The organism is Streptomyces sp. CB02058 (genome assembly GCF_001905505.1).
Taxonomy (GTDB): Bacteria; Actinomycetota; Actinomycetes; order Streptomycetales; family Streptomycetaceae; genus Streptomyces.
This window is the reverse complement of record NZ_LIPG01000008.1, coordinates 115,956-137,702: the sequence shown is the minus strand read 5'-3', so window position 1 is coordinate 137,702 and position 21,747 is coordinate 115,956. Positions and strand designations below refer to the sequence as shown.

Below are 21,747 nucleotides of genomic sequence, written 5' to 3'. Positions count from 1 at the left end.
ACCGGAAGGGGTTGCCTCGGCCCGGTGCGCTCAGCCCGACGTGAGCCTGGCCGGTTGTACGCCTGTCATCAGTGTTTCGAGGGCGCGGTCGATGTCGGAGCCGAGGTACCAGTCTCCGGTGTGGTCGATGGAGTAGACGCGTCCTTCGCTGTCGATGGCGAGGACGGCTTGTCCGTCGCCTTCTTCGCCGAGGGGTGCGACCTCTGTTTCGAGTGCGCGTCCGAGGTCGCCCAGGGTGCGTGCGAGGTGGAGGCCGCTGAGCGGGTCGATGTGCACGGTGGCGGTGGCGATCTGCCGGCCGGGTGCGGTGGAGCTGATGTGGAGTCCGCCGAATTCGGCCCAGGCCTCGACGGCGGCGGGGAACACGGCGTGCTGGTGTCCGGCGGGGGACGCGTGGGAGCGGAGTGCGTCGGCCCACTCCTCGGCCTGGCGGATGTCCCAGCGTCCGGGCTGCCATCCGGCGTCGCGGAGCGCGGCGTCCACGGCGACGGGGAAGCGGGTGGTGGAGGTGCGGTCCTGCTGGGCGGGTACGTCGGTTCGTTCACGCATGGTGCTGTTGCTCAGCCCTTCTCGGCTGTGGTCGCCGCACCGTTGGTGAGGTCGACGGGGCGCACGCCGAAGTGGGCGAGCATCTCGGTGCAGGAGCGGCAGGGTGGCGCGTAGCTGCCGTGGAGGGGGTCGCCGTCCTCGCGGATGCGGCGGGCGGTGAGGCGGGCGTGCTTGAGCGCGCGGCGGGCCTCGCCGTTGGTGAGGGGTTTGCGCTGGGCGCGTTTGGAGCGGCTGTCGTCGGCGGCGGTGAGCTGTCGTGACAGGAGTATGGCTTCGGGGCAGCGGCCGGTGAAGCGTTCGCGCTGGTTGCTGCCGAGGGTGTCGAGGAAGTCCTGTACGAGGGGGTGGAGGACCGGGGGCTGGTCGCCCTTGCCTGCGGTGCAGGTGAGGGTTTCTCCGCGTACGGACAGGGCTGCGGCCACGGCGGGCAGGATGCCGTCGCGGCGGTGGTGGAGCTGGGGTGGGCGGTGGGGCTCGGTGGTGCTCCAACTGAGTCGCGGGTCTCCGGATGTGACTGTTTGTGCTGTGCGCATGGTGCTGGTGTCCCTCCCTGCAATCCCCCGAGTTGCGGGGGACAGCCTGCCAAATATGCAGGGTGGTGGGGAAGCTGGGTGGGTGAAACGGGTCTTCGTGTCGCGGGCGGGCGGCCCCGTTGTCGCGCGTCCGTCACGCGACGGTGACGTTGGGTGAGTGGGAGTGCGGGGGCGGGGGGCCTGGTTGCGCCACCGCATAGGCTGTGCGGAACACCAGACGCAGCAGGGGGCAACCGCCATGACGACAGGTCGGCTCGGGCAGCAAGCCGCGCCACCGAACGCGGCCTATGCCGGGCAGGTCGTGCATTTCCCGGATCCTGTCCGGGCGTCCCGCCACCCCAGAGGTGTGCAGGTGGACGGCAACGGCTATCCGGTGCTTTCGCCGTACGCGCGTGCCGCCGCGGAGATCGCTGATCCGCCTCCGGGTTTCGGGATCGACGAGCTGCGGCTGACGGACTACGTGTCGGCGAACGCGGCGCTCGCGGCGAGTGGTCATGAGCTGTGGGACACGATTCCCGCGGTGGCGACTCCGCACGGCTGGACGTGGCATCACGTGGCGGGTGGCCGGCGGATGGAGCTGGTTCCGGTCGAGGTGAAGGCGCTGTTGCGTCATCACGGTGGTCTGGCGACGACTCCGGTGGATCAGAACCGTCGGGGTACGCGGCCGTTGCAGGAGACGAGGCCTGCTCATTTCCGGCTGCCGAAGGGCGCTGTCGCCGTGGGTGAGCAGCAGATCCTGGGGGTCGAGGAGGATCTCGGGTACCGCCTTCCGGGGGCCTACCGTTCGTTCCTGAAGGCCGCGGGTGGTTCGGCTCCGGTGGGTGCCGCGTTGGACGCGGAGCTGGGGCTGCTGGTGGACCAGCCGTTCTTCACGGTGCGCGAGGAAGCCGCGATGAACGACCTGGTGTACGTCAACAAGTGTCTGCGGGATCACTTCACGAAGGACTTCCTGGGCGTGGGTTTCGTCCAGGGCGGCATCCTGGCTGTGAAGGTGCGGGGCGGTGGTGTGGGGTCGGTGTGGTTCTGCGCCTTCGACGACGCGCGGGACCAGGACGGCTGGGGTGTGCAGGAGCGGGTGGACCGGTTGCTGCTGCCGTGCGGTGAGGACTTCGATGCTTTCCTTCAGCGTCTCGCGGGCAATCCGCCGGAGCTGGAGACGGTGGCGAACCTGATGGTGGACGGTGGCTTCGCGCGGGCCGTCCCGGTGGAGGGGTGAGCGCGGTGGTGACGTTCGCGCAGGCGCAGGAGCGGGCGGATGAGTGGGTCAACGGTGACGTGCCCGCGTATCAGCACCGTGAGGTCCGGGTCCGTGAGTTCGAGCTGGGTTTCGTGGTGTGGGCCGAGGACCGGGCCGAGGGTCCGGTTTCGGACGGTGGCCGTCAGCGGCTGGTGATCGCTCGTGACAGCGGTGAGGCCACCTTGTGGCCGGGGCTGCCTGTGGGCGAGGTGATACGGCGGTACGAGGAGGAGTACGGGGTGTCCGCGGTGGCGGAGCCTGCTCCGGAGCCGCCGCAGCGTATCGATCTGAATCAGACGTCGTTCCTGCTGAGTCCGCCGGAGTGGCTGCAGGAGGCGGCGGACAAGCTGGGTATTCCGGATCGTCGTGCGGGGGCGGACGCGCCGTCCTCCGACGATCCGGCGTCTTCTCCTCCTTCTTCTCCTTCTGTTCCCGCGCCGGCTCGCTCCGACGCGGGTGTGAGTGCGTGGCCGGCGGCCGGTGGGCAGCCGGATCATGAGCCGACGGCGTCGGACGGTGTGCCCGCGTCGGGGACTCCCTGGGCGGGTACGGACACGAACGCGGAGGGCGACGAGGGTGGCGTGGCGCTGCCCGCGACGGTGTTCGCGCCTCCGCTCTCGGGTTCGGACGACGACGGGACTCCGCCGCCGGTGGTGTCCGCGGAGGCACCCACCGCGCTGATGTCGGGTGGCAGCCAGCTGCCGCCGACGGCGCTGGTTCCGGGGCTGGACCCGCAGGCGCCGCCGCCCGGGGCGGCCGCGCCTTCCGCGCCTGCTCCTTCCGCTCCTTCTGCCGGTCCTGGTGACATCTCGGATGCGGCGACGAGCAAGGCCGTCGTGCCGCCCAGGGGTGCGCGGGGGCCGGTGTCGACGACTCCGCCGCCGCCCGGTGCGCCGGGTACGCCGGGGGTGCGGCCGGGGGCGACTCCGCCGCCTTCGGGTCCGGGCGCGCCCGGTGCGCCGGTGGGTGGGTACGTCCCGACGCAGCTCGTCTCGCAGCTGGGTCCTCCCGGGGCTCCGGGTGCGCCTCAGCCTCCCGCTCCTCCGGGTGCTCCTCAGCCTCCCGGTCCTCCAGGTTCTCCCGGTCCGCCGGGACCCCCGCAGGGTTCGACGCCGCCTCCGGGTGGCGGGATGCACCAGGCCGCGACGATGTTCGCCGACGCGAGCATCGGCGGCCCGAACGCGCCGCGTCCTCCGGGTCCTCCCGGCCCGCCCGGTCCTCCGGGTGCCCCCGGCGCTCCCGGTGCTATGCCGCCTCCGCCCGGTTCCACGCCGCCGGGTCCTCCCGGTCCTCCCGGTCCGCCCGGGCCTCCTCCGGGTGCGACGCCGCCTCCGGGGGGCGGGGTGCACCATGCCGCGACGATGCTGGCGGGTCCCGGTCAGGTCGGCCCCGGCGCGACGCCGCCTCCCGGCATGCCGGGTTCGCACACTCCGCCGCCGCCCGGTGCGTACGGCTATCCGCAGCAGCCGTCCGGTCAGCCGACGGTCGGGCCGGGCTATCAGGCCGTGCTGCGCTTCCGTGCGGCCGACGGCAGCGAGCAGCAGCTGATCCGGCGTTCGGCGCCGGGTACTCCGCATCCGGAGTGGCAGATGCTGCACGAGCTGCGGGCGATGGGTGTGCCGCCGCAGCAGGTGATCGAGCTGCACACGGAGCTGGAGTCGTGCGAGCTGCCCGGTGGGTACTGCGCGCGGATGATCCGGGAGACCTGGCCGCAGGTCCGGATCACGAGTGTGGCGCCGTACGGGACGGATCACGCGAGCCGGCAGCAGGGCATGCAGCATCTGCTGACGCACCAGGGTGAGCTGCACCAGGTGGCCGACGGTCCCGCGCGGCCCGCTCCGGTGCGGGCGCCGCTGCCGCAGATGCCGCCTGCCATGCCTGTTCCGCCGGAGGCGCTGGCGGAGGAGCTGCACGGGGCGTTCGGTCCTGGTGTGCTGCGGTTCGACCAGCGGGCGGTGTCCCGTCAGGGTGTGCCCGAGGTCGTGGCGCAGACGCTGGTGTGGGCGGGTCTGCCCGCCGATTTCGGGCCGTTCTTCTGGGCGCAGCCGGGTCACCCGGTGGTGCCGACGCTGGCGGAGCTCGCCGCGCAGCGGCAGGTTCAGCCGGCGTCGGACGCGGGTTCGTATCTGGTGATGGGTTCGGACTTCGGCCGGGCGATCTGTGTGCAGTACGGGACGGCGAACATCGTGGCCGTCCCGGTGGAGGCGGGTCCGGGTGGTGCGCCGGTGCCGCCGCAGTTCGTGAACACGGGTCTGCCCGAGTTCGTGCGGTCGATGGCGTTGCTCGGCCGGATGTGGCGGCTGCGGTACGGGCTGAATCCGGAGCAGGCGGGCCGTTGGACGGTTGATTTCCAGGCTCAGCTGGTGGCCGTCGATCCTGCCGCGCTGGCGTCGCCGGAGAGCTGGTGGTCGGTTCTGCTGGAGCAGATGTGGGACGGGCTGCTCTGATCCGACCGGTTGTGTGCGAGAGGCGTCTGCTCCTTTTGGGGGCAGGCGCCTTTTGTGTGCGGTTCTGTGATCCGGAACGCTTACGTCCTGAAAGCGGCTGATCGATTCCGACTTCCGGGCCAATTACCGCATCCTTGACGTATTGCGTCATGGTCGGGGAGTCGGAGAGCGGGAAAGAGGGCTTCAGGGATGAGTGGTGGACCGGTGTCCGGGCACGGTTTCGTGGGTGTACGGGGGCGTGGTTACCGTCCTGAGCAGGTGGACCGCATGGTGGCCTCGCTGTCCGCCGAGCGGGACGGGGCCCTGGAGCGGCTGTCCCGGCTGACGGCGCTGGCCGATGAGCTGGCCGAGGAGTCGGCGCGGCTGGGCGAGGTGGTCGCGTCCCTCGCTCCGCAGACGTATCAGTCCCTGGGGGAGCGGGCGCGGCAGATCCTGGCGCTGGCGGAGGCCGAGGCGGAGGCGGTGCTGGGCGCCGCGCAGGAGGAGGGGCAGGCGCTGCGGGACGCCGCGGACTCGGCGGGCCGGGAGGTCCGTGAGGCGGCGCGTGAGCAGGCGGGCGTGGCGCGGGCGGCGGCGGACGCCGCTGCGGACGAGGTGCTGGACGGGGCGCGGAGTTCGGCCGCCGGTCTGGTGGAGGACGCGCGCCGGGAGGCGGCCGAGGTGCGGGGGGCCGCGGAAGCGGAGATGGACGGGACGCGTCGGCGTACGGCGAGCGTGCTGGCGCACCAGGAGCAGGAGCACGGCGACCGGGGCAAGGCGGCGGACGCCGGGTTCGCCGCGGCGGAGGCCGCCGCGGCGGAGCGCGAGGCGGAGCTGACGGCCCGTGGTGAGGCGCTGCTCGCGCGGGCGCGGCGGGAGCTCGCGGACACGGAGGAGGCGGCCAGGCACGGCCAGGAGGACGCGGAGGCGCGGGCGGCGGAGCTGGTGTCGGCGGCCCGGGTGGCGGAGGAGCGGATCGTGCGGGAGACCGAGCGGGTGCTGCGGGAGCACGAGGAGGGCCGCGAGGAGGTGCAGGCGCACATGGCGCACGTACGCAGTTCGCTGGCGGCTCTGACGGGGCGTGCGGTGGCGGGGCCGGTGGAGTAGGCGCGGGGTTCACCGTCGTCCGGCGGGCGGGGCTCCCGCGAGGATCCAGGGTTCCGCGGCCTCGTACTGCCGGCGTTGTTCCGCGGGGTCGGTGTTCCGGCCGCGTACGGTGCCGAGCCAGCCGGCCAGGAAGCCGAAGGGGATGGAGACCAGGCCGGTCGTGGTGAGCGGGAACCAGTTGAAGTCGCGGTCGGGGAAGACGGAGCCGGGGGAGCCGGAGACCAGGTTGGTGCCGGTGATCAGGACGAGTACGCAGGCGGTGCCGCCGATGAGGGTGCAGAGCAGGCCGGTGCGGGTGAAGCGGCGCCAGAACATGCTGTAGACGAGCGCCGGGGCGATGGCGGACGCCCCGATGCAGAACGAGAGGGTCACCAGGGCCTGGACGTTCCAGTGTCTGGCCGGCACGGCGAGGGCGATGGCGAGGGCTCCCACGCCGATCGCCGCGCCGCGTGCGGTGGCCGTGGCGCGCCGGTCGTTCATGGGTCTGCCGGGGCGCAGGCCGTGGGCGAGGAGGTCGTGGGCGAGGGAGTTGGCGCAGGCCAGGATCATTCCCGCGACGGAGGCGAGCAGGGTCAGGAAGATCGCCGTGGTCATGGTGGTGACGACGAGTGCCCCGGCCTTGCCTCCGCCCGCGACGGCTCCGGTGACCTGGAGGATCGCGCTGTTGCCCTGGGCTCCGGCGGCGGTGATGCGGTCGTGTCCGACGAGGGCCGCGGCGCCGAAGCCGATGACGGCGAGGAGCAGGCAGAGTCCGACGACGACGCCGACCGCCCAGGAGAGGGAACGGCGGACGGCGCGGGCGTCGCTCGCGCCGGTCATCCGCATGGTGATGTGGGGGAGGCAGGCGGCGCCGAGCACGACGGTCAGTTCGGAGCTGATCATGTCGAGGTCGCTGCCGCCGAACTGGAGCCCGGAGTGCAGGTAGGCGCTGCCGGCGCCGCTGCCGGCGGTGGCGGCGCGCAGGAGTGCGGCGGTGTCCCAGTCGAAGCGGTCGAGGACGAGTGCGGAGACGAGGAGTCCCGCGCCGAGGAGTGCGAGGGTCTTGATGATCTGGATGACGGCGGTGCCCCGCATGCCGCCGATGGCCGCGTAGCCGATCATGAGGATGCCGAGGGTGATGATGGATCCGGTGCGGAAGCCGGAGCCGTCGAAGCCGAGCATGAAGGCGAGCAGGTCGCCGCTGCCGGAGAGCTGGACGACCATCAGCGGCAGCAGTGCGGCGAGGGTGACGGCGCAGGACGCGATGCGGGCGGCGCGGCCGGGGGTGCGCCGGGTGAGCATGTCGCCCATGGTGAACCGGCCCGCGTGGTGCAGGGGTTCGGCGAGCAGGAACATCAGCAGGACCAGTGAGAGCGCGGTGCTGAGGGCGAGCACGAGGCCGTCGTGGCCGGTGAGGGCGATGACTCCGGTGGTGCCGAGGACGGTGGCGGCGGAGAGGTAGTCGCCGGCGATGGCGAGGCCGCCGGGCAGGGGTGAGAGCGAGCGGTAGCCGGCGCAGAAGCCGTCGAGGTCGTCGCGGTCGGGTCCGGTCATGACGCAGAGCAGCAGGGTGATGCTGGCGACGGCGATGAACGCGGTCAGCGAGAGCGTCCGGGCGGACTCCTCGAAGCCGTTCACCGGTCCGTGCCCCTTCTGCGGTCGCCGGCCGGTGGGCCGGTGGGTGCGGCCCGGTCGCGGAGCCCGGCGCAGAGCGGGTCGACGGTGCGGCGGGCGGTCCATTCGTAGACGGCGACGGCGGCGAGCGCGACGGGGAGCTGGCCCAGGCCGAGGGCGAGGCCGGTGGTGAGTCCGCTGTCCCCGACGGGGCGGGTCATCAGGCCGGGGGCGTAGCCGGACAGCACGAGGAAGAGGGTGAAGTAGCCGAGCGCGGTGAGTGTGGAGACGCGGCGCAGCAGGCGGTAGGCGGCGCGCAGCCGTCGCAGGTCGCCGTGGCGTCCGGGCGCGGGGGCCGGGCGCGGGCCGGTGGCGGGCTCGCCGGGCGGTGGCGGTGGTGGTGAGCTCTGCCAGGGCATGAGGTAGTCGCCGGGATACGAGGGTGGCGGGGGCCGGTGGGGCCGCACCGGGTGGGGGTGCGAGTCGTGCGGCATGGCGGTGCTCCTTGCATGGCTCGGGCCCGGGGCGGGCTGCAAGGCGGTGGCGCGGGTGCGCTGTCGGGAGCGCGTACGTTACTCGCGGGTATGGCGGAGGGGGAGCGTTATGGGTGAACTACCGTGGGTAACGCGCCAGTTGTCCCGGGGCCGGCCCTCAGTCCTTCGGCGTACGGGAGGTGTCTCCGTGTTCGTCCAGGACCGGGAAGCGGCGCGGGGCGAGGAGGACGAGGACCAGCAGGGCGAGTACGGCGGCGCCCGCGGCGCCCGCGAAGACATGGTCGACCGCGGTGTCGACGGCCCGGCGCAGATGGTCCGTCGCGGCGGCGGACAGGGACGCCGGGGCCTCCAGGGCGTGTGAGACGGCGTCCAGGTCGCCCGGCAGTCCCGGGACGGCGGCGGCGGTGAGCCGGCCGGCGAGCACGCCGTTGGCCACGGCGCCGAAGAGGGCGGCGCCCAGGCTCTGTCCGACCTGGCGGCAGAAGAGGACGGAGGCGGTGGTGGTGCCGCGCTCGGTCCAGCCGACCGTGGACTGGACGCCGATGATCAGCGGAAGCTGGAAGAGGCCGAGGGTCGCGCCGAGCAGCAGCATGAGCAGGGCGGGCTGCCAGGCGGCGCCCGGATAGGGCAGCAGCGGGAAGCAGAGCAGGACGAGCAGGGCCCCGGACATGCCGGTGATCGCGGTGCGGCGGAAGCCGATCCGGTTGTAGACCCGGTCGGAGAGGGCCGCGGCCACGGGCCAGCTCAGCGTCATCACCGACAGGACGAACCCGGCGGCGATCGGGCCCAGCCCCAGGACGGACTGGGCGTACGTCGGCAGGAAGACCGTCGGCGCGACCATGAGCAGCCCCATCGCGCCCAGGGCCAGGTTCACCGAGGCGATGGTGCGGCGCCGCCAGACCCAGCCGGGGATGACGGGGTCGGCGGCCCGTCGCTCGATGACGACGGTCAGGGCGGCCGCCGCGGCGCTCGCCCCCAGCAGCCCGAGCGAGGGCGCGGAGAGCCACGGCCAGGCGACGCCTCCCTGGACGAGCGCGGTCAGCAGCAGCGCGCCCGTCGCGAACACCGCGAGGGCGCCCGCCCAGTCGACCCGGGGACGGGTGGCGGGGCGCGGCCGGGCCGGTTCGTGGAGGTGGCGGACCACCAGCCAGAGGGCGACCGCGCCGACGGGCAGGTTGATCAGGAAGATCCAGCGCCAGTCGGCGTACGCGGCGAGCAGCCCGCCGACCGCGGGCCCCGCCACCGCCGAAGTGGCCCAGACCGTGGAGAGCTTGGCCTGGATCTTCGGGCGCTCCTTGAGGGGGTACAGGTCGGCCGCGATGGTCTGCACGGTGCCCTGGAGGGCGCCGCCGCCGAGACCCTGGACGACCCGGAAGGCGATGAGCGCGGCCATGTTCCAGGCGGCGGCGCACAGGACGGAGCCGACCAGGAAGAGGATGATGCCCGCGACCAGGACGGGTTTGCGGCCGAAGGTGTCGGAGAGCTTCCCGTACACCGGCAGGGTGACGGTGACGGCGAGCAGATAGCCGGAGAAGAGCCAGGAGAAGACGGCGAAGCCGCCCAGGTCGCCGACGATCTGGGGGACGGCGGTCGCGACGATCGTGCCGTCCAGGGCGGCGAGGCCCATGCCGAGCATCAGGGCCGCCGCGACCCGGCGGCGGGCGCGCACCGCGTCCGGTGCCGTGCCGGTGGGTGGTGTCCCGGGCACCGCTTCCTGGCTCTCCGTACCGCCGACGCCTTCCGTGCCGCCCACAGGGGTTCCTTCCCTATGCATCTATTTCCCGGAGGACACTGTCTCACCGCAGGCGGCCGTACGGGAGACGGTGGCCGAGGGGCGGACGACCCCCTACCCAGGTCCTGGCCGGCGGTCCCGAACCCTTAGGGGGAGCTCCGTACTTGGGGCCGGGGGCGGTTCCTCCCGCCGGAGGACGAGAGACGGGGGCCCCGTTCCCTAGCGTGTTCCTGTACCGGGGGGATGTGGCCGGCCGCAGGGGGCGGGGTGGGGAAAACCCCCTGTGAAGACTGCGCTGGGCACCAGCGCGCCGGACCCCCCTCGCGCACCAGACTCGGAACGTACGCAGAGACGTCCACGCATCGACCGACATAGGAGAATTACCGTGACAACGGCTGTAACCATTCCCAGGCACGGGGACACTGGAGGGCGTACGGCCGTCGCAGCGCGGGCGCGGCAGGTCGTCAAGGCGTACGGGGCGGGGGAGACCCGGGTCGTCGCGCTCGACCACGTCGATGTGGACATCGCCCGTGGGCAGTTCACGGCGATCATGGGTCCGTCCGGGTCGGGCAAGTCGACGCTGATGCACTGCCTCGCCGGTCTGGACACCGTGACCTCGGGGCAGATCCACCTCGCCGACACCGAGATCACCGGTCTGAAGGACAAGAAGCTCACCCAGCTGCGCCGCGACCGCATCGGCTTCATCTTCCAGGCGTTCAACCTGCTCCCGACGCTCAACGCGATCGAGAACATCACGCTGCCGATGGACATCGCGGGCCGCAAGCCCGACGCCGCCTGGCTGCGGCAGGTCGTGGAGACCGTCGGCCTCGCCGAGCGGCTGAAGCACCGGCCCACCCAGCTCTCCGGCGGCCAGCAGCAGCGTGTGGCGGTGGCCCGTGCCCTCGCCGCCCGCCCGGAGATCATCTTCGGTGACGAGCCCACCGGGAACCTGGACTCGCGGGCCGGGGCCGAGGTGCTGTCCTTCCTGCGCAGGTCGGTCGACGAGCTCGGCCAGACGATCGTCATGGTCACCCACGACCCGGTGGCCGCCTCCTACGCGGACCGGGTGCTCTACCTCGCGGACGGCTCCCTCGTCGACGAGATGCAGAACCCGACGGCCGAGCAGGTCCTGGACCGGATGAAGGACTTCGACGCGCGCGGGCGGACGTCATGACCGTATGGAAGACCTCGATGCGCAACTTCCTCGCGCACAAGGGGCGGATGGCGCTCTCCGCCATCGCGGTCCTGCTGTCGGTGGCGTTCGTCTGCGGCACGCTCGTCTTCACCGACACCATGAACACCACCTTCGACAAGCTCTTCGCGGTGACGTCCGCCGATGTCACGGTCAGCCCGAAGAAGGCGACCTCCGTCGACGACCTCCCGGAGAACGGCAAGCCCGAGGCGCTCCCCGAGTCCGTCGTGGCCGAGGTCGCCGGCGCCGAGGGTGTGAAGAAGGCCGAGGGCGCGGTCACCAGCATGTCCGTGACCCTCGTCGACAGCCGCGACAAGAACCTCGGCTCGGACACCGGCGCCCCGACCATCGCGGGCAACTGGACCGGGAACGACCTGCGTTCCATGGAGATCACCTCCGGCCACGCCCCGCGCGGCCCCACCGAGGCGATGATCGACGCCGACACCGCCGAGAAGCACCACCTGAAGATCGGCGACGAGGTGCGCACGATCGCCGTCACCGGTGACATCAGGTCGAGGATCAGCGGTATCGCCTCCTTCACCGTGACCAACCCCGGTGCGGCCGTCGTCTACCTCGACACCGCCACCGCACAGCAGAAGCTGCTGGGCGCCCCCGGTGTCTTCACCCACATCTCCGTCACCGCCGAACCCGGCGTCAGCGACACCCTGCTGAAGAAGAACGTCGCCACCGCCCTCGGCGACACGGCCTCGTACAAGCTGCGCACCCAGGAGGAGGCCGCGGCGGACGGCAAGGACTCCATGGGCTCCTTCCTGGACGTCATGAAGTACGCGATGCTCGGTTTCGCCGGGATCGCCTTCCTCGTCGGCATCTTCCTGATCGTCAACACCTTCTCGATGCTGGTCGCCCAGCGCACCCGCGAGATCGGCCTGATGCGGGCCATCGGCTCCAGCCGCAAGCAGGTCAACCGGTCCGTGCTGGTCGAAGCGGTGCTCCTGGGCGTCGTCGGATCGGTCCTCGGCGTCGGCGCGGGCATCGGGCTCGCCGTCGGGCTGATGAAGCTCATGGGCGCCGTGGGCATGGAGCTGTCCACCAGGGACCTCACCATCGCCTGGACGACACCGGCGATCGGGCTGGCGCTCGGCATCGTCGTCACCGTCCTCGCCGCGTACGTCCCGGCCCGCCGCGCCGGGAAGGTCTCCCCGATGGCCGCCCTGCGCGACGCCGGCACCCCGGCGGACGCCAGGTCCGGCTGGGTACGGGCCGCGCTCGGCCTGGTCCTCACCGGTGCCGGTGCCGCGGGCCTGTGGACGGCGACCCGGGCGGACGAGGCGAGCGAGGGTTCGCTCTACCTCGGCCTGGGCGTGGTCCTCAGCCTCATCGGCTTCATCGTGATCGGCCCGCTGCTCGCCGGTGTCGTCGTGCGGGTGCTCGGCGCCGTCGTCCTGCGGCTCTTCGGCCCGGTCGGGCGGCTGGCGGAGCGCAACGCGCTGCGCAACCCCCGGCGTACAGGAGCCACCGCCGCGGCCCTCATGATCGGCCTCGCCCTGGTGGCGTGCCTGTCGGTCGTAGGCTCGTCCATGGTCGCCTCGGCCACCGACGAGCTCGACAAGTCGGTCGGCACGGACTTCATCGTCCAGTCGAACACCGGCCAGCTCATCGTGCCGCAGGCCGCACAGGCCATCGAGAAGGTCCCCGGCATCGAGCACGTCACGGACTACCGGGTGCTCTCCGCGACGTTCACCAACCCCGACGGCTCGACCGCCGACGAGCAGGTCACCGCCGCCGACCCGACGTACCCGCGGGACCTGCGGCGCAAGACCACCGCCGGTGACCTGGCGAAGGCGTACGGCGCCGACTCCATGTCGGTCGGATCGGACTACGCCGCCCTGCACGGGATCGAGGTCGGCGACGACATCACCGTCGCCTTCAAGGCCGGCGACACCGCGAAGCTGAAGGTCGCCGCGATCACCTCGGACGACACGAACGTCGACCGGGGCGCGAACTACACCAACGTCACCACCGCCGAGCGGTACGTCGACGCCGACAGCATGCCCAAGAACATGATCATGTTCGCGTCGGCGGAGGACGGCAAGGAGAAGGAGGCGTACGCCGCCCTCAAGAGCTCGCTCGCGGCCTACCCGCAGTACAAGGTCCAGAACCAGGCCGACTTCAAGGAGGACCTGAAGGACCAGATCGGCCAGCTGCTGAACATCGTGTACGGCCTGCTCGCCCTGGCGATCATCGTCGCGGTGCTCGGAGTGGTGAACACCCTGGCCCTGTCGGTGGTCGAGCGGACCCGCGAGATCGGCCTGATGCGGGCGATCGGCCTCTCCCGCCGCCAGCTGCGGCGCATGATCCGGCTGGAGTCCGTCGTCATCGCCCTCTTCGGCGCGCTGCTCGGACTCGGCCTGGGCATGGGCTGGGGCACCTCGGCCCAGAAGCTGCTGGCCCTGGAAGGGCTCGAGGTCCTGGAGATCCCCTGGCCGACGATCGTCACCGTGTTCGTCGCCTCGGCCTTCGTCGGACTGTTCGCCGCACTGGTCCCGGCCTTCCGGGCCGGCCGGATGAACGTCCTGAACGCGATCGCCACCGACGGGTGACGGCCCGGCCGTAGGATGACTGATCCGGCCCCGGGGCGTTCCTCCAAACGCCCCGGGGCCGGATCGCGTCGTGTGCGGGGGTGGTCAGGCGTGCATGACCGGCACGTCGTACTGGGGGATCCACTTGTCGCGGGTGACGATCGTCAGCCCCTCCGTCTGGGCCTGGGCGACGAGGATGCGGTCGAACGGGTCGTGGTGGAGCGGGGGGAGGCGGCCGGCCTTGACGCCGTGCTCGGCCGTGACCGGCAAGGGCCTGAACTGCATGTCCCTGGCCCGTTCGGCGAGATCCTGGGTTCCCTGCAGTTTTCCCAGGCCCTGCTTGATCGCGATCTCCCACGGTGTCGCGGCGCTGACACGGACGTCGGACTCGGTGCGCAGCAGCTCCCGGATCTCCTCGGGGAGTTCCGGCGAGGCGTCCAGCCACCACAGGACGACGTGTGTGTCGAGCAGGAGCCTCATCCGCGCATCCCGAAGGCTTCGGCGACGTCGTCCGGGAGTTCGTCGAAGTCGTCCGGGATGTGGATCTGCCCCCGGAGCGCCCCGTAATCGGTCCGGTTGACCTTGGACCGCAGAGGCACGACCTTCGCGATGGGCTCGCCCGCCCGGCTGATCACGACCTCCTCGCCGGTCTCGACCTGTTGCAGTATCCGGGAGAAGTGGGTCTTGGCCTCGTGCACGTTGTACTGCCGGGCTGCTTCCATGACGCCTCGCTCGGGCCAGAAGTGGACTAGCTACCGGACTAAGGCTAGCCCCGCCGCCCCCGTACGGACAACGGCGTTCCCTCGCGCGAGTGACACACCGGCGTCGTACGCTGGGAGCCCCCGGCCCGTGCCACGTGTCGGGCCCTTCGCGTTGCTCACTCGCCACACCGGACGGAACCTTCATGAGCCTGCACGGTCTGCTGGACGTCGTCGTCACCGACCCGGCGCTCTCCGAAGCGGTGAAGGCCGCCTCCGACGGCCACCGGCCCCATGTCGACCTGGTGGGCCCGCCCGCCGCGCGTCCCTTCGCCGTGGCGGCGCTGGCCCGGGACGCCGGGCGTACGGTGCTCGCCGTCACCGCGACCGGCCGTGAGGCCGAGGACCTGGCGGCCGCGCTGCGGACCCTGCTGCCCCCGGACACCGTGGCGGAGTTCCCCTCCTGGGAGACGCTGCCCCACGAGCGGCTCTCGCCCCGCTCGGACACCGTGGGACGCCGTCTCGCGGTGCTGCGCAGGCTCGCGCACCCCCGGGAGGACGACCCGGAGACCGGTCCGGTCCGGGTGGTCGTCGCGCCCGTGCGCTCCGTGCTCCAGCCGCAGGTCAAGGGGCTCGGCGACCTGGAGCCCGTGGCGCTGAGCAGCGGGCAGAGCGCGGATCTGGGCGAGGTCGTGGACGCCCTCGCGGCGGCGGCGTACGCCCGTGTGGAACTGGTCGAGAAGCGGGGCGAGTTCGCCGTGCGCGGCGGCATCCTGGACGTCTTCCCGCCGACCGAGGAGCACCCCCTGCGGGTGGAGTTCTGGGGCGACGACGTCGAGGAGATCCGTTACTTCAAGATCGCCGACCAGCGCTCCCTGGAGGTCGCCGAGCACGGACTGTGGGCCCCGCCCTGCCGTGAGCTGCTGCTCACCGAGGACGTGCGGTCGAGGGCGGCGGCCCTCGCGGAGGAACACCCCGAGCTGGGCGAACTGCTCGGGAAGATCGCAGAGGGCATCGCGGTCGAGGGCATGGAGTCGCTCGCCCCGGTCCTCGTCGACGAGATGGAGCTGCTGCTCGACGTCCTGCCGCAGGGCTCGATGGCGGTGGTCTGCGACCCCGAGCGGGTGCGCACCAGGGCCGCGGACCTCGTCGCGACCAGCCAGGAGTTCCTCCAGGCGTCCTGGGCGGCCACGGCGGGCGGCGGCCAGGCCCCGATCGATGTCGGCGCGGCCTCCCTGTGGGGCATCGCCGATGTCCGGGACCGGGCCCGTGAGCTGGGCATGCTGTGGTGGTCGGTCTCGCCGTTCGCCGCGGACGACGAGCTGGACGACGACACCCTGAAGCTCGGGATGCGGGCCCCGGAGGCGTACAGGGGCGACACCGCCCGGGCGCTCGCGGACACCAAGGGATGGCTGGCCGAGGGCTGGCGCACGGTGTACGTCACCGAGGGGCAGGGGCCCGCGTCGCGCACCGTGGAGGTGCTCGGCGGCGAGGGCATCGCGGCCCGCCTCGACCCGGACCTGGCCGATCTCGCGCCGTCGCTCGTCCATGTCTCGTGCGGGGCGATCGACCACGGCTTCGTCGACGCGGCCCTGAAGCTGGCGGTGCTGACCGAGACGGACCTGACCGGGCAGCGCACGGCCAGCAAGGACCTGGGCCGGATGCCGGCCCGCCGCCGCAAGTCGATCGACCCGCTGACCCTCCAGGCGGACGACTACATCGTGCACGAGCAGCACGGTGTCGGCCGCTACATCGAGATGGTGCAGCGCACGGTGCAGGGCGCGACCCGCGAGTACCTCCTCGTCGAGTACGCCCCCGCCAAGCGCGGCCAGCCGGGCGACCGCCTGTACATCCCCACCGACCAGCTGGAGCAGGTCACCAAGTACGTCGGCGGGGAGGCACCGACCCTGCACCGGCTCGGCGGCGCCGACTGGACGAAGACGAAGCAGCGGGCGAAGAAGGCGGTCAAGGAGATCGCCGCCGACCTGATCAAGCTGTACTCGGCGCGGATGGCGGCCCCCGGCCACGCCTTCGGCCCGGACACCCCGTGGCAGCGCGAGCTGGAGGACGCCTTCCCGTACGCGGAGACGCCCGACCAGCTGTCCACGATCGCCGAGGTCAAGGAGGACATGGAGAAGTCCGTCCCGATGGACCGGCTGATCTGCGGCGACGTCGGTTACGGCAAGACGGAGATCGCGGTGCGGGCGGCCTTCAAGGCGGTCCAGGACGGCAAGCAGGTCGCGGTCCTGGTGCCCACGACGCTGCTGGTCCAGCAGCACTTCGGCACGTTCACCGAGCGGTACGCCCAGTTCCCCGTCAACGTACGGGCACTGAGCCGCTTCCAGTCGGACACCGAGTCGAAGGCGACGCTGGAGGGGCTCAAGGACGGCTCGGTCGACCTGGTCATCGGCACGCACCGGCTGTTCTCGTCGGAGACGAAGTTCAAGGACCTGGGCCTGGTCATCGTCGACGAGGAGCAGCGCTTCGGTGTCGAGCACAAGGAGCAGCTGAAGAAGCTCCGGGCCAACGTGGACGTGCTCACGATGTCGGCGACCCCCATCCCCCGTACGCTCGAGATGGCCGTGACCGGCATCCGCGAGATGTCGACGATCACGACGCCCCCGGAGGAGCGCCACCCGGTCCTGACCTTCGTCGGCCCGTACGAGGAGAAGCAGATCGGCGCGGCCGTGCGTCGTGAACTCCTGCGTGAGGGGCAGGTGTTCTACATCCACAACCGGGTGGAGTCCATCGACCGGGCCGCCGCGCGGCTGCGCGAGATCGTGCCCGAGGCGCGGATCGCCACGGCGCACGGGCAGATGGGCGAGAGCCAGCTGGAGCAGGTCGTCGTCGACTTCTGGGAGAAGCGGTTCGACGTGCTGGTCTCGACGACGATCGTCGAGTCCGGCATCGACATCTCCAACGCCAACACGCTGATCGTGGAGCGCGGCGACAACTTCGGCCTCTCGCAGCTGCACCAGCTGCGCGGCCGTGTCGGCCGCGGCCGTGACCGGGGCTACTCCTACTTCCTGTATCCGCCGGAGAAGCCGCTCACCGAGACCGCGCACGAGCGCCTCGCGACGATCGCCCAGCACACCGAGATGGGTGCGGGCATGTACGTGGCGATGAAGGACCTGGAGATCCGCGGCGCCGGAAATCTGCTCGGCGGTGAGCAGTCCGGCCACATCGCGGGGGTCGGCTTCGACCTGTACATCCGGATGGTCGGCGAGGCGGTGGCGGACTACCGGGCGGCGGTGGACGGCGGGGCCGAGGAGGAGCCGCCGCTGGAGGTCAAGATCGAGCTCCCGGTCGACGCGCACGTCCCGCACGACTACGCCCCGGGGGAGCGGCTGCGCCTCCAGGCGTACCGCGCGATCGCCTCCGCGAACTCGGAGGAGGACATCAGGGCGGTGCGCGAGGAGCTCACCGACCGCTACGGCAAGCTGCCGGAGCCGGTGGAGAACCTCCTGCTGGTGGCCGGTCTGCGGATGCTGGCGAGGGCCTGCGGGGTGGGCGAGATCGTGCTCCAGGGACCGAACGTCCGCTTCGCGCCGGTGGAGCTGCGCGAGTCGCAGGAGCTGCGGCTGAAGCGGCTGCACCCGAAGACGATCTTCAAGCCGGCCACGCGTCAGATCCTGGTGCCGAGGCCGACGGCGGGCCGGATCGGCGGGAAGCCGGTGGTGGGCCGCGAACTCCTGTCGTGGACCGGGGAGTTCCTCACGACGATTCTCGGTTCGTAGGGCTGTCGAAGAGGAGCCCGGCGAGGACGCGGAACACCTCGGCGGGGTCCCGGCCGTCGACGGGTCCTTCCAGGTTGCCGCTGAGCAGGAGGGTGGCGAAGCCGTGGGCGAGGGACCAGGCGGCGATGCCCGCGAGCCGGGCGTCGTCACCGCGGTCGGCGTCGGAGAGGCCGCTGATCCCGGCGCGCAGGGCCTCGGTGGCGCGTTCCTTCGCGGCGAGCAGGTCCGGGTCGTCGGCGCGGTGGAGCTCGGGGCGGAACATCACCTGGAAGTGCGCGGGGTGCCCGGTCGCGAAGCGCACGTAGGCCACGCCCCGCTCCCGTAGGTCCGGCGCGTCCGTCAGGGCGTCGGCGAAGAGGGTGTAGCCCTCGGCGGCCACGGCGGTGAGCAGGCCGGTGCGGTCCTTGAAGTGGTGGGCCGGTGCGGCGTGCGAGACACCCGCCCGGCGGGCCAGATCGCGCAGGGACAGGGCGTCGGGACCGTCGGCCCGGATGACGTCGAGTGCGGCGCCGAGGACGGCGCGCCGCAGGTCGCCGTGGTGGTAGGTGCGTTCACTGCTCATGGGACGTACGGTACGCGGAATCTAGTCATTGACAAGTTACCGGGGAGAGGTCCACCCTGGGGATCTAGTCACTGCCAAGATGAAGTGCCGAGCGGGAGGCCGACATGTCCGACGAACTGGGGCTCGTACGCAGGATGTGGCATCTGCTGGAGCCGCTGCACGCCGTCCTCTACTACGCGCCGGAGGCCGTCGACGAGGCTGCCGCGCTGGGGTACGCCACCCACGAGCGCTGGCCGGGCTACTTCGCCTGGCGCGCGGCGCCGCTGGGCGCGGTCGGGGCGGACCGGGTGACGGAAACCTTCCACAGCTTCAGTCCGGCGATGACCGCGTCCTACGTCCCGGCCGGCTGGTCCGTGGCCACCCCGGACGCGGTGCTCGCGGCCCGGACGCGTGCCGTCGGCCGGGCGTACGGCGCGCTGTTCGGCGACCGGGTCCACGGCCCGGAGTTCGCCGAGGCCGCCGGCCTCGCCCGGCGTGCGGCGCTCGCCGCCGATGTGCGGGGCCGCCCGCTCGCCGCGGCCAACGCGGCACTGCCATGGCCCGAGGCCCCGCATCTGGTGCTCTGGCAGGCCGCGACGGTCCTGCGGGAGCACCGCGGGGACGGCCATGTCGCGGCACTCGTGGCGGCGGGCCTGGACCCGGTGGAGTCGCTGGTCTCCTTCGCCGCGATCGGCGCCGCCCGCCCGGAGGTGTTCGCGAGCCGGGGGTGGAGTGCGCAGGAGTGGGACGCGGCGCGCGGCAGGCTGGCCGCGCGGGGACTGCTGGAGGCGGACGGGACGGCCACGACCGCCGGACGGGCACTGCGCGCGGAGGTCGAACGGCGCACGGACGAGAGCGCGTCGGGCCCCTGGGCGGCGCTCGGCTCCGGGGAGCGGGACCGGCTCGTGGAGCTGCTGGGGCCGATCTGGGTGGAGGTGATCGGCTCGGGACTGCTGCCGTCCGAGACGACGCTGGGCATCGGCAAGGTGTGAGCCCGGGGCGCGGCGGGCTGACCCTGGGTGCGGGTGCGGGTGCGGGTGCGGGTGCGGGTGCGGGTGCGGGTGCGCGGGCGCGGGTGCGGGTGCGCGGGCGCGTGCCGGGTCACGGGTCTTGGGGGGCGGGCGCCTGGCCACGCGGGCGTCGGGTGAAGGGCCCCGGGTTACGGACGCCTGGTCAAGGTGGCGTCGGGTGAGGGACCCCGGGTGGCGGGCCCGGGGTGACGGCCCGGGGGTGCGAGGGGTGCCGGGTCAGCCGCCGCACTGCTCCAGCATCATCTCCTTGTCCGCCGAGGTCACGGACATCTCGTACTTCAGGGAGACCTGCGCGAACCGCACCGCGTACGAGCAGCGGATCTTCTTGTCCGGCGGCAGCCAGGAGGCCGGGCCGGAGTCGCTCTTGGAGCCGTTGGCGGGCCCGTCGACCGGGATGAGGTTGAGCGGGTCGTTCGCGAGCTGCTTGCGTTTGCTCTCGGACCAGCGGGCGGCGCCCATCTGCCAGGCGTACGACAGCGGCACCACATGGTCTATCTGTACGGCCGAGGCCTCGGCCTTCTTCCAGTCGATGTCCTTGCCGGTGTACGGGTCGTGCAGGGTCATCGAGACGACGACGCAGTCGGATCCGGAACGGAACTCGAGGTCCTGGCCGTCGCGCTTCAGGAGGTCGTTGCGGGTGTCGCAGCCGTTCCTGGCCAGCGGGATGCCGTCCGCCGTGTCCATCCACGCGTAGCCGAACTTGTCCCGCTCGTAACCCGTCTTCGGCCCGCGGCCCTTCGTCGACAGCCCGGAGATCAGATCGCGGCCCGCCGCCTCGTCCTTCTCCGAGGAGACCGCCGCCAGGCCCGGCTTCGTGCCGTCGGGATCGTCCAGGGGGCTCGTCCCGTGGCCGTCCGGCGCGGCCGAGGAGACCCCGCCGCCCGGAAGACCGCCGCCCTCGGGGAATTCGGTACCGGTGCAGCCCGTCAGCAGCACCCCGAGCGCCACCACGGCGCAGCCGGCGGCCGGGCCGGAGGGGAGGAGCCGGGCGGGGCGCCCTGCGGGGCGCCGGGACGAGGGTGTTGCGCGGAGACGGGTCACGAGGCATCAGCGTAGGCGCAGGGCCGGGGAGGCCGGGAGGGCGCGTCGGCCGTGCGCCGCCGGAGGGGCGGTGGGAGCGGCGGGGTGTGGATACTTCGGGCATGTGGAAATGGCGGCTGACGGCCGTGGGGGCGAATCTTCTGCTCGGCGTTCCGGGCGTGATTCCCGTGTGGCTGGCGTGGTACTTCCTGACGAACGGCCCGCTCGCGGACGTCGGCTGGACCAGCCGTGAGCCGACGGAGAACGACGGCATGATGCTCTGGCTGGTCATCATCGTCCCGGTGTGGGCCGCCTTCGGGATCATCTGGTGGATGGTCAACGAGCCGGTGGGGCGCAGGGCCGCTCTGAACCCGCGCGTGTACTGGCCGTCCGGGGTGCTGCTGACCCTCGTGCCCACGGGTGTGCTCATCGTCGGCAGCTACGTGTGAGCGGGCGGCCGGGGCGGTGGCCGGGCGCCCGCACCCGAGAGTGCCTCCTGCCTTAACCGGTTGGCGGCGGCTCGGGGCCTCTCTACCGTGGCCGCATGGATGTCAAGATCACCACGCTCGCCGAACGGCCCGAACTCGCAGGTGCGCTGGAGGAGATGCCCGACACCTGGCCCGAGTTCGTCCTGGAGGACCTGGTCGGCTGGGCGAACTTCCCGCGCATCGCGGCCGAGTTCCCCGAGTTCGTGCTCGTCGCCACCGGCCGCGAGGGGGACGTGGTGGCCCGGGGCTACAGCGTGCCGTTCGCACTCGAAGCGCCGGGGCGTGACGGGAAGCTGCCCGAAGGCGGCTGGGACCAGGTGCTGTTGTGGGCCTTCTCCGACCTGAGGCACGGGCGCGCACCGGACACCGTCAGCGCGATCGAGATCACGGTCGCGACCGGGAGTCTCGGGCAGGGCATCTCCGGGCGGATGGTTGCCGCGATGCGGGAGAACACCCGGCGCCTCGGCTTCAGGGAACTCGTCGCCCCGGTCCGGCCCAGCGCCAAGCACGCCGAGGCCGCGGTGCCGATGGAGGAGTACGCCCGGCGGACCCGCCCCGAGGACGGCCTGCCCGCCGACCCCTGGCTGCGGGTCCATGTGCGGGCGGGCGGGGTGATCGAGGCGGTGGCCCCGGTGTCGATGACGGTGAGCGGGTCGCTGGAGCGGTGGCGTGCCTGGACCGGGCTGCCGTTCGACGCGGAGGGGCCGGTGGAGGTCCCGGGCGCGCTGGTGCCGGTGCACTGTTCGCCCGCCCACGGGTACGCGGTGTACGTCGAGCCGAACGTCTGGGTGCGGCACCGGACCTGAGGGATGTGGGCTCTCAGAGGGGC

General features: G+C 72.2%; 18 protein-coding genes. 9 read left to right on the top strand and 9 right to left on the bottom strand.

Annotated features, from left to right (window positions below; translation table 11 throughout):
* Positions 1–30: 30 nt before the first annotated feature.
* On the bottom strand, positions 31–549 hold the full coding sequence (locus AMK10_RS33915; protein ID WP_073753161.1) for an SUKH-3 domain-containing protein: 519 nt from the start codon (positions 547–549) through the stop codon (positions 31–33).
* A gap of 11 nt (positions 550–560) precedes the next feature.
* Positions 561–1,082, bottom strand: a complete 522-nt coding sequence (locus tag AMK10_RS33910) for a YwqJ-related putative deaminase (protein ID WP_073753160.1) — start codon at positions 1,080–1,082, stop codon at positions 561–563.
* Positions 1,083–1,320: 238 nt separating this feature from the next.
* Between AMK10_RS33910 and AMK10_RS33905 the strand changes: the two genes are divergently transcribed.
* The 3 genes from AMK10_RS33905 (at position 1,321) to AMK10_RS33895 (ending at position 5,852) form a co-directional block, all read left to right on the top strand.
* On the top strand, positions 1,321–2,298 hold the full coding sequence (locus AMK10_RS33905; RefSeq protein WP_073753159.1) for an SMI1/KNR4 family protein: 978 nt from the start codon (positions 1,321–1,323) through the stop codon (positions 2,296–2,298).
* A gap of 5 nt (positions 2,299–2,303) precedes the next feature.
* A complete protein-coding gene (locus AMK10_RS33900; protein WP_443333130.1) occupies positions 2,304–4,766 on the top strand; it encodes an SUKH-4 family immunity protein in 2,463 nt (820 codons plus the stop codon).
* A gap of 189 nt (positions 4,767–4,955) precedes the next feature.
* Entirely contained in the window at positions 4,956–5,852 is an 897-nt protein-coding gene (locus tag AMK10_RS33895) for a cellulose-binding protein (protein WP_073753155.1), read from the top strand.
* A gap of 9 nt (positions 5,853–5,861) precedes the next feature.
* Here AMK10_RS33895 and AMK10_RS33890 read toward each other — a convergent pair whose 3' ends face one another.
* From AMK10_RS33890 to AMK10_RS33880, 3 genes are all read right to left on the bottom strand, one after another.
* Positions 5,862–7,469 (bottom strand): sodium/solute symporter, encoded by a 1,608-nt coding sequence (locus tag AMK10_RS33890; protein WP_073753153.1) that lies wholly within the window; start codon positions 7,467–7,469, stop codon positions 5,862–5,864.
* On the bottom strand, positions 7,466–7,939 hold the full coding sequence (locus AMK10_RS33885; protein WP_073753151.1) for a DUF485 domain-containing protein: 474 nt from the start codon (positions 7,937–7,939) through the stop codon (positions 7,466–7,468). Before AMK10_RS33885 ends, AMK10_RS33890 begins: the two co-directional genes overlap by 4 nt.
* Positions 7,940–8,096: 157 nt before the next feature.
* Complete coding sequence (locus tag AMK10_RS33880) at positions 8,097–9,713, bottom strand: MFS transporter (protein ID WP_107428553.1); 1,617 nt, start codon at positions 9,711–9,713, stop codon at positions 8,097–8,099.
* A 343-nt stretch (positions 9,714–10,056) separates the two neighbouring features.
* Between AMK10_RS33880 and AMK10_RS33875 the strand changes: the two genes are divergently transcribed.
* Together AMK10_RS33875 and AMK10_RS33870 are read left to right on the top strand one after the other, a co-directional pair.
* Positions 10,057–10,845, top strand: coding sequence for an ABC transporter ATP-binding protein (locus AMK10_RS33875; RefSeq protein ID WP_073753147.1), 789 nt, complete (start codon positions 10,057–10,059; stop codon positions 10,843–10,845).
* Positions 10,842–13,424 (top strand): ABC transporter permease, encoded by a 2,583-nt coding sequence (locus tag AMK10_RS33870; RefSeq protein WP_073753145.1) that lies wholly within the window; start codon positions 10,842–10,844, stop codon positions 13,422–13,424. The genes AMK10_RS33875 and AMK10_RS33870 overlap by 4 nt, the downstream gene beginning before the upstream one ends.
* A gap of 84 nt (positions 13,425–13,508) precedes the next feature.
* On the opposite strand, the gene AMK10_RS33865 is transcribed toward AMK10_RS33870, so the two are convergent.
* Together AMK10_RS33865 and AMK10_RS33860 are read right to left on the bottom strand one after the other, a co-directional pair.
* Complete coding sequence (locus AMK10_RS33865) at positions 13,509–13,883, bottom strand: type II toxin-antitoxin system VapC family toxin (protein ID WP_073753143.1); 375 nt, start codon at positions 13,881–13,883, stop codon at positions 13,509–13,511.
* Positions 13,880–14,125 (bottom strand): type II toxin-antitoxin system Phd/YefM family antitoxin, encoded by a 246-nt coding sequence (locus AMK10_RS33860; RefSeq protein ID WP_073753141.1) that lies wholly within the window; start codon positions 14,123–14,125, stop codon positions 13,880–13,882. Before AMK10_RS33860 ends, AMK10_RS33865 begins: the two co-directional genes overlap by 4 nt.
* A gap of 182 nt (positions 14,126–14,307) precedes the next feature.
* Here AMK10_RS33860 and mfd point away from each other — a divergent pair, with 182 nt between their 5' ends.
* Positions 14,308–17,838 carry a transcription-repair coupling factor gene (gene mfd, locus AMK10_RS33855; protein ID WP_073753139.1) on the top strand — a complete coding sequence of 1,177 codons (3,531 nt, stop codon included), beginning with the start codon at positions 14,308–14,310 and terminating at the stop codon, positions 17,836–17,838.
* On the opposite strand, the gene AMK10_RS33850 is transcribed toward mfd, so the two are convergent.
* Positions 17,816–18,400, bottom strand: a complete 585-nt coding sequence (locus AMK10_RS33850) for a TetR/AcrR family transcriptional regulator (RefSeq protein WP_073753137.1) — start codon at positions 18,398–18,400, stop codon at positions 17,816–17,818. The genes mfd and AMK10_RS33850 overlap by 23 nt on opposite strands.
* A gap of 104 nt (positions 18,401–18,504) precedes the next feature.
* On the opposite strand from AMK10_RS33850, the gene AMK10_RS33845 reads away from it, so the two are divergent.
* Entirely contained in the window at positions 18,505–19,371 is an 867-nt protein-coding gene (locus tag AMK10_RS33845) for an SCO6745 family protein (RefSeq protein WP_073753135.1), read from the top strand.
* 255 nt (positions 19,372–19,626) lie between these two features.
* On the opposite strand, the gene AMK10_RS33840 is transcribed toward AMK10_RS33845, so the two are convergent.
* Positions 19,627–20,361, bottom strand: a complete 735-nt coding sequence (locus AMK10_RS33840) for an HNH endonuclease family protein (protein ID WP_073753133.1) — start codon at positions 20,359–20,361, stop codon at positions 19,627–19,629.
* Between the two features lie 191 nt (positions 20,362–20,552).
* On the opposite strand from AMK10_RS33840, the gene AMK10_RS33835 reads away from it, so the two are divergent.
* Both AMK10_RS33835 and AMK10_RS33830 read left to right on the top strand, forming a co-directional pair.
* Positions 20,553–20,879 (top strand): hypothetical protein, encoded by a 327-nt coding sequence (locus tag AMK10_RS33835; RefSeq protein WP_073753131.1) that lies wholly within the window; start codon positions 20,553–20,555, stop codon positions 20,877–20,879.
* A 95-nt stretch (positions 20,880–20,974) separates the two neighbouring features.
* Positions 20,975–21,724 (top strand): N-acetyltransferase, encoded by a 750-nt coding sequence (locus AMK10_RS33830; protein ID WP_073753129.1) that lies wholly within the window; start codon positions 20,975–20,977, stop codon positions 21,722–21,724.
* Positions 21,725–21,747: the final 23 nt, after the last annotated feature.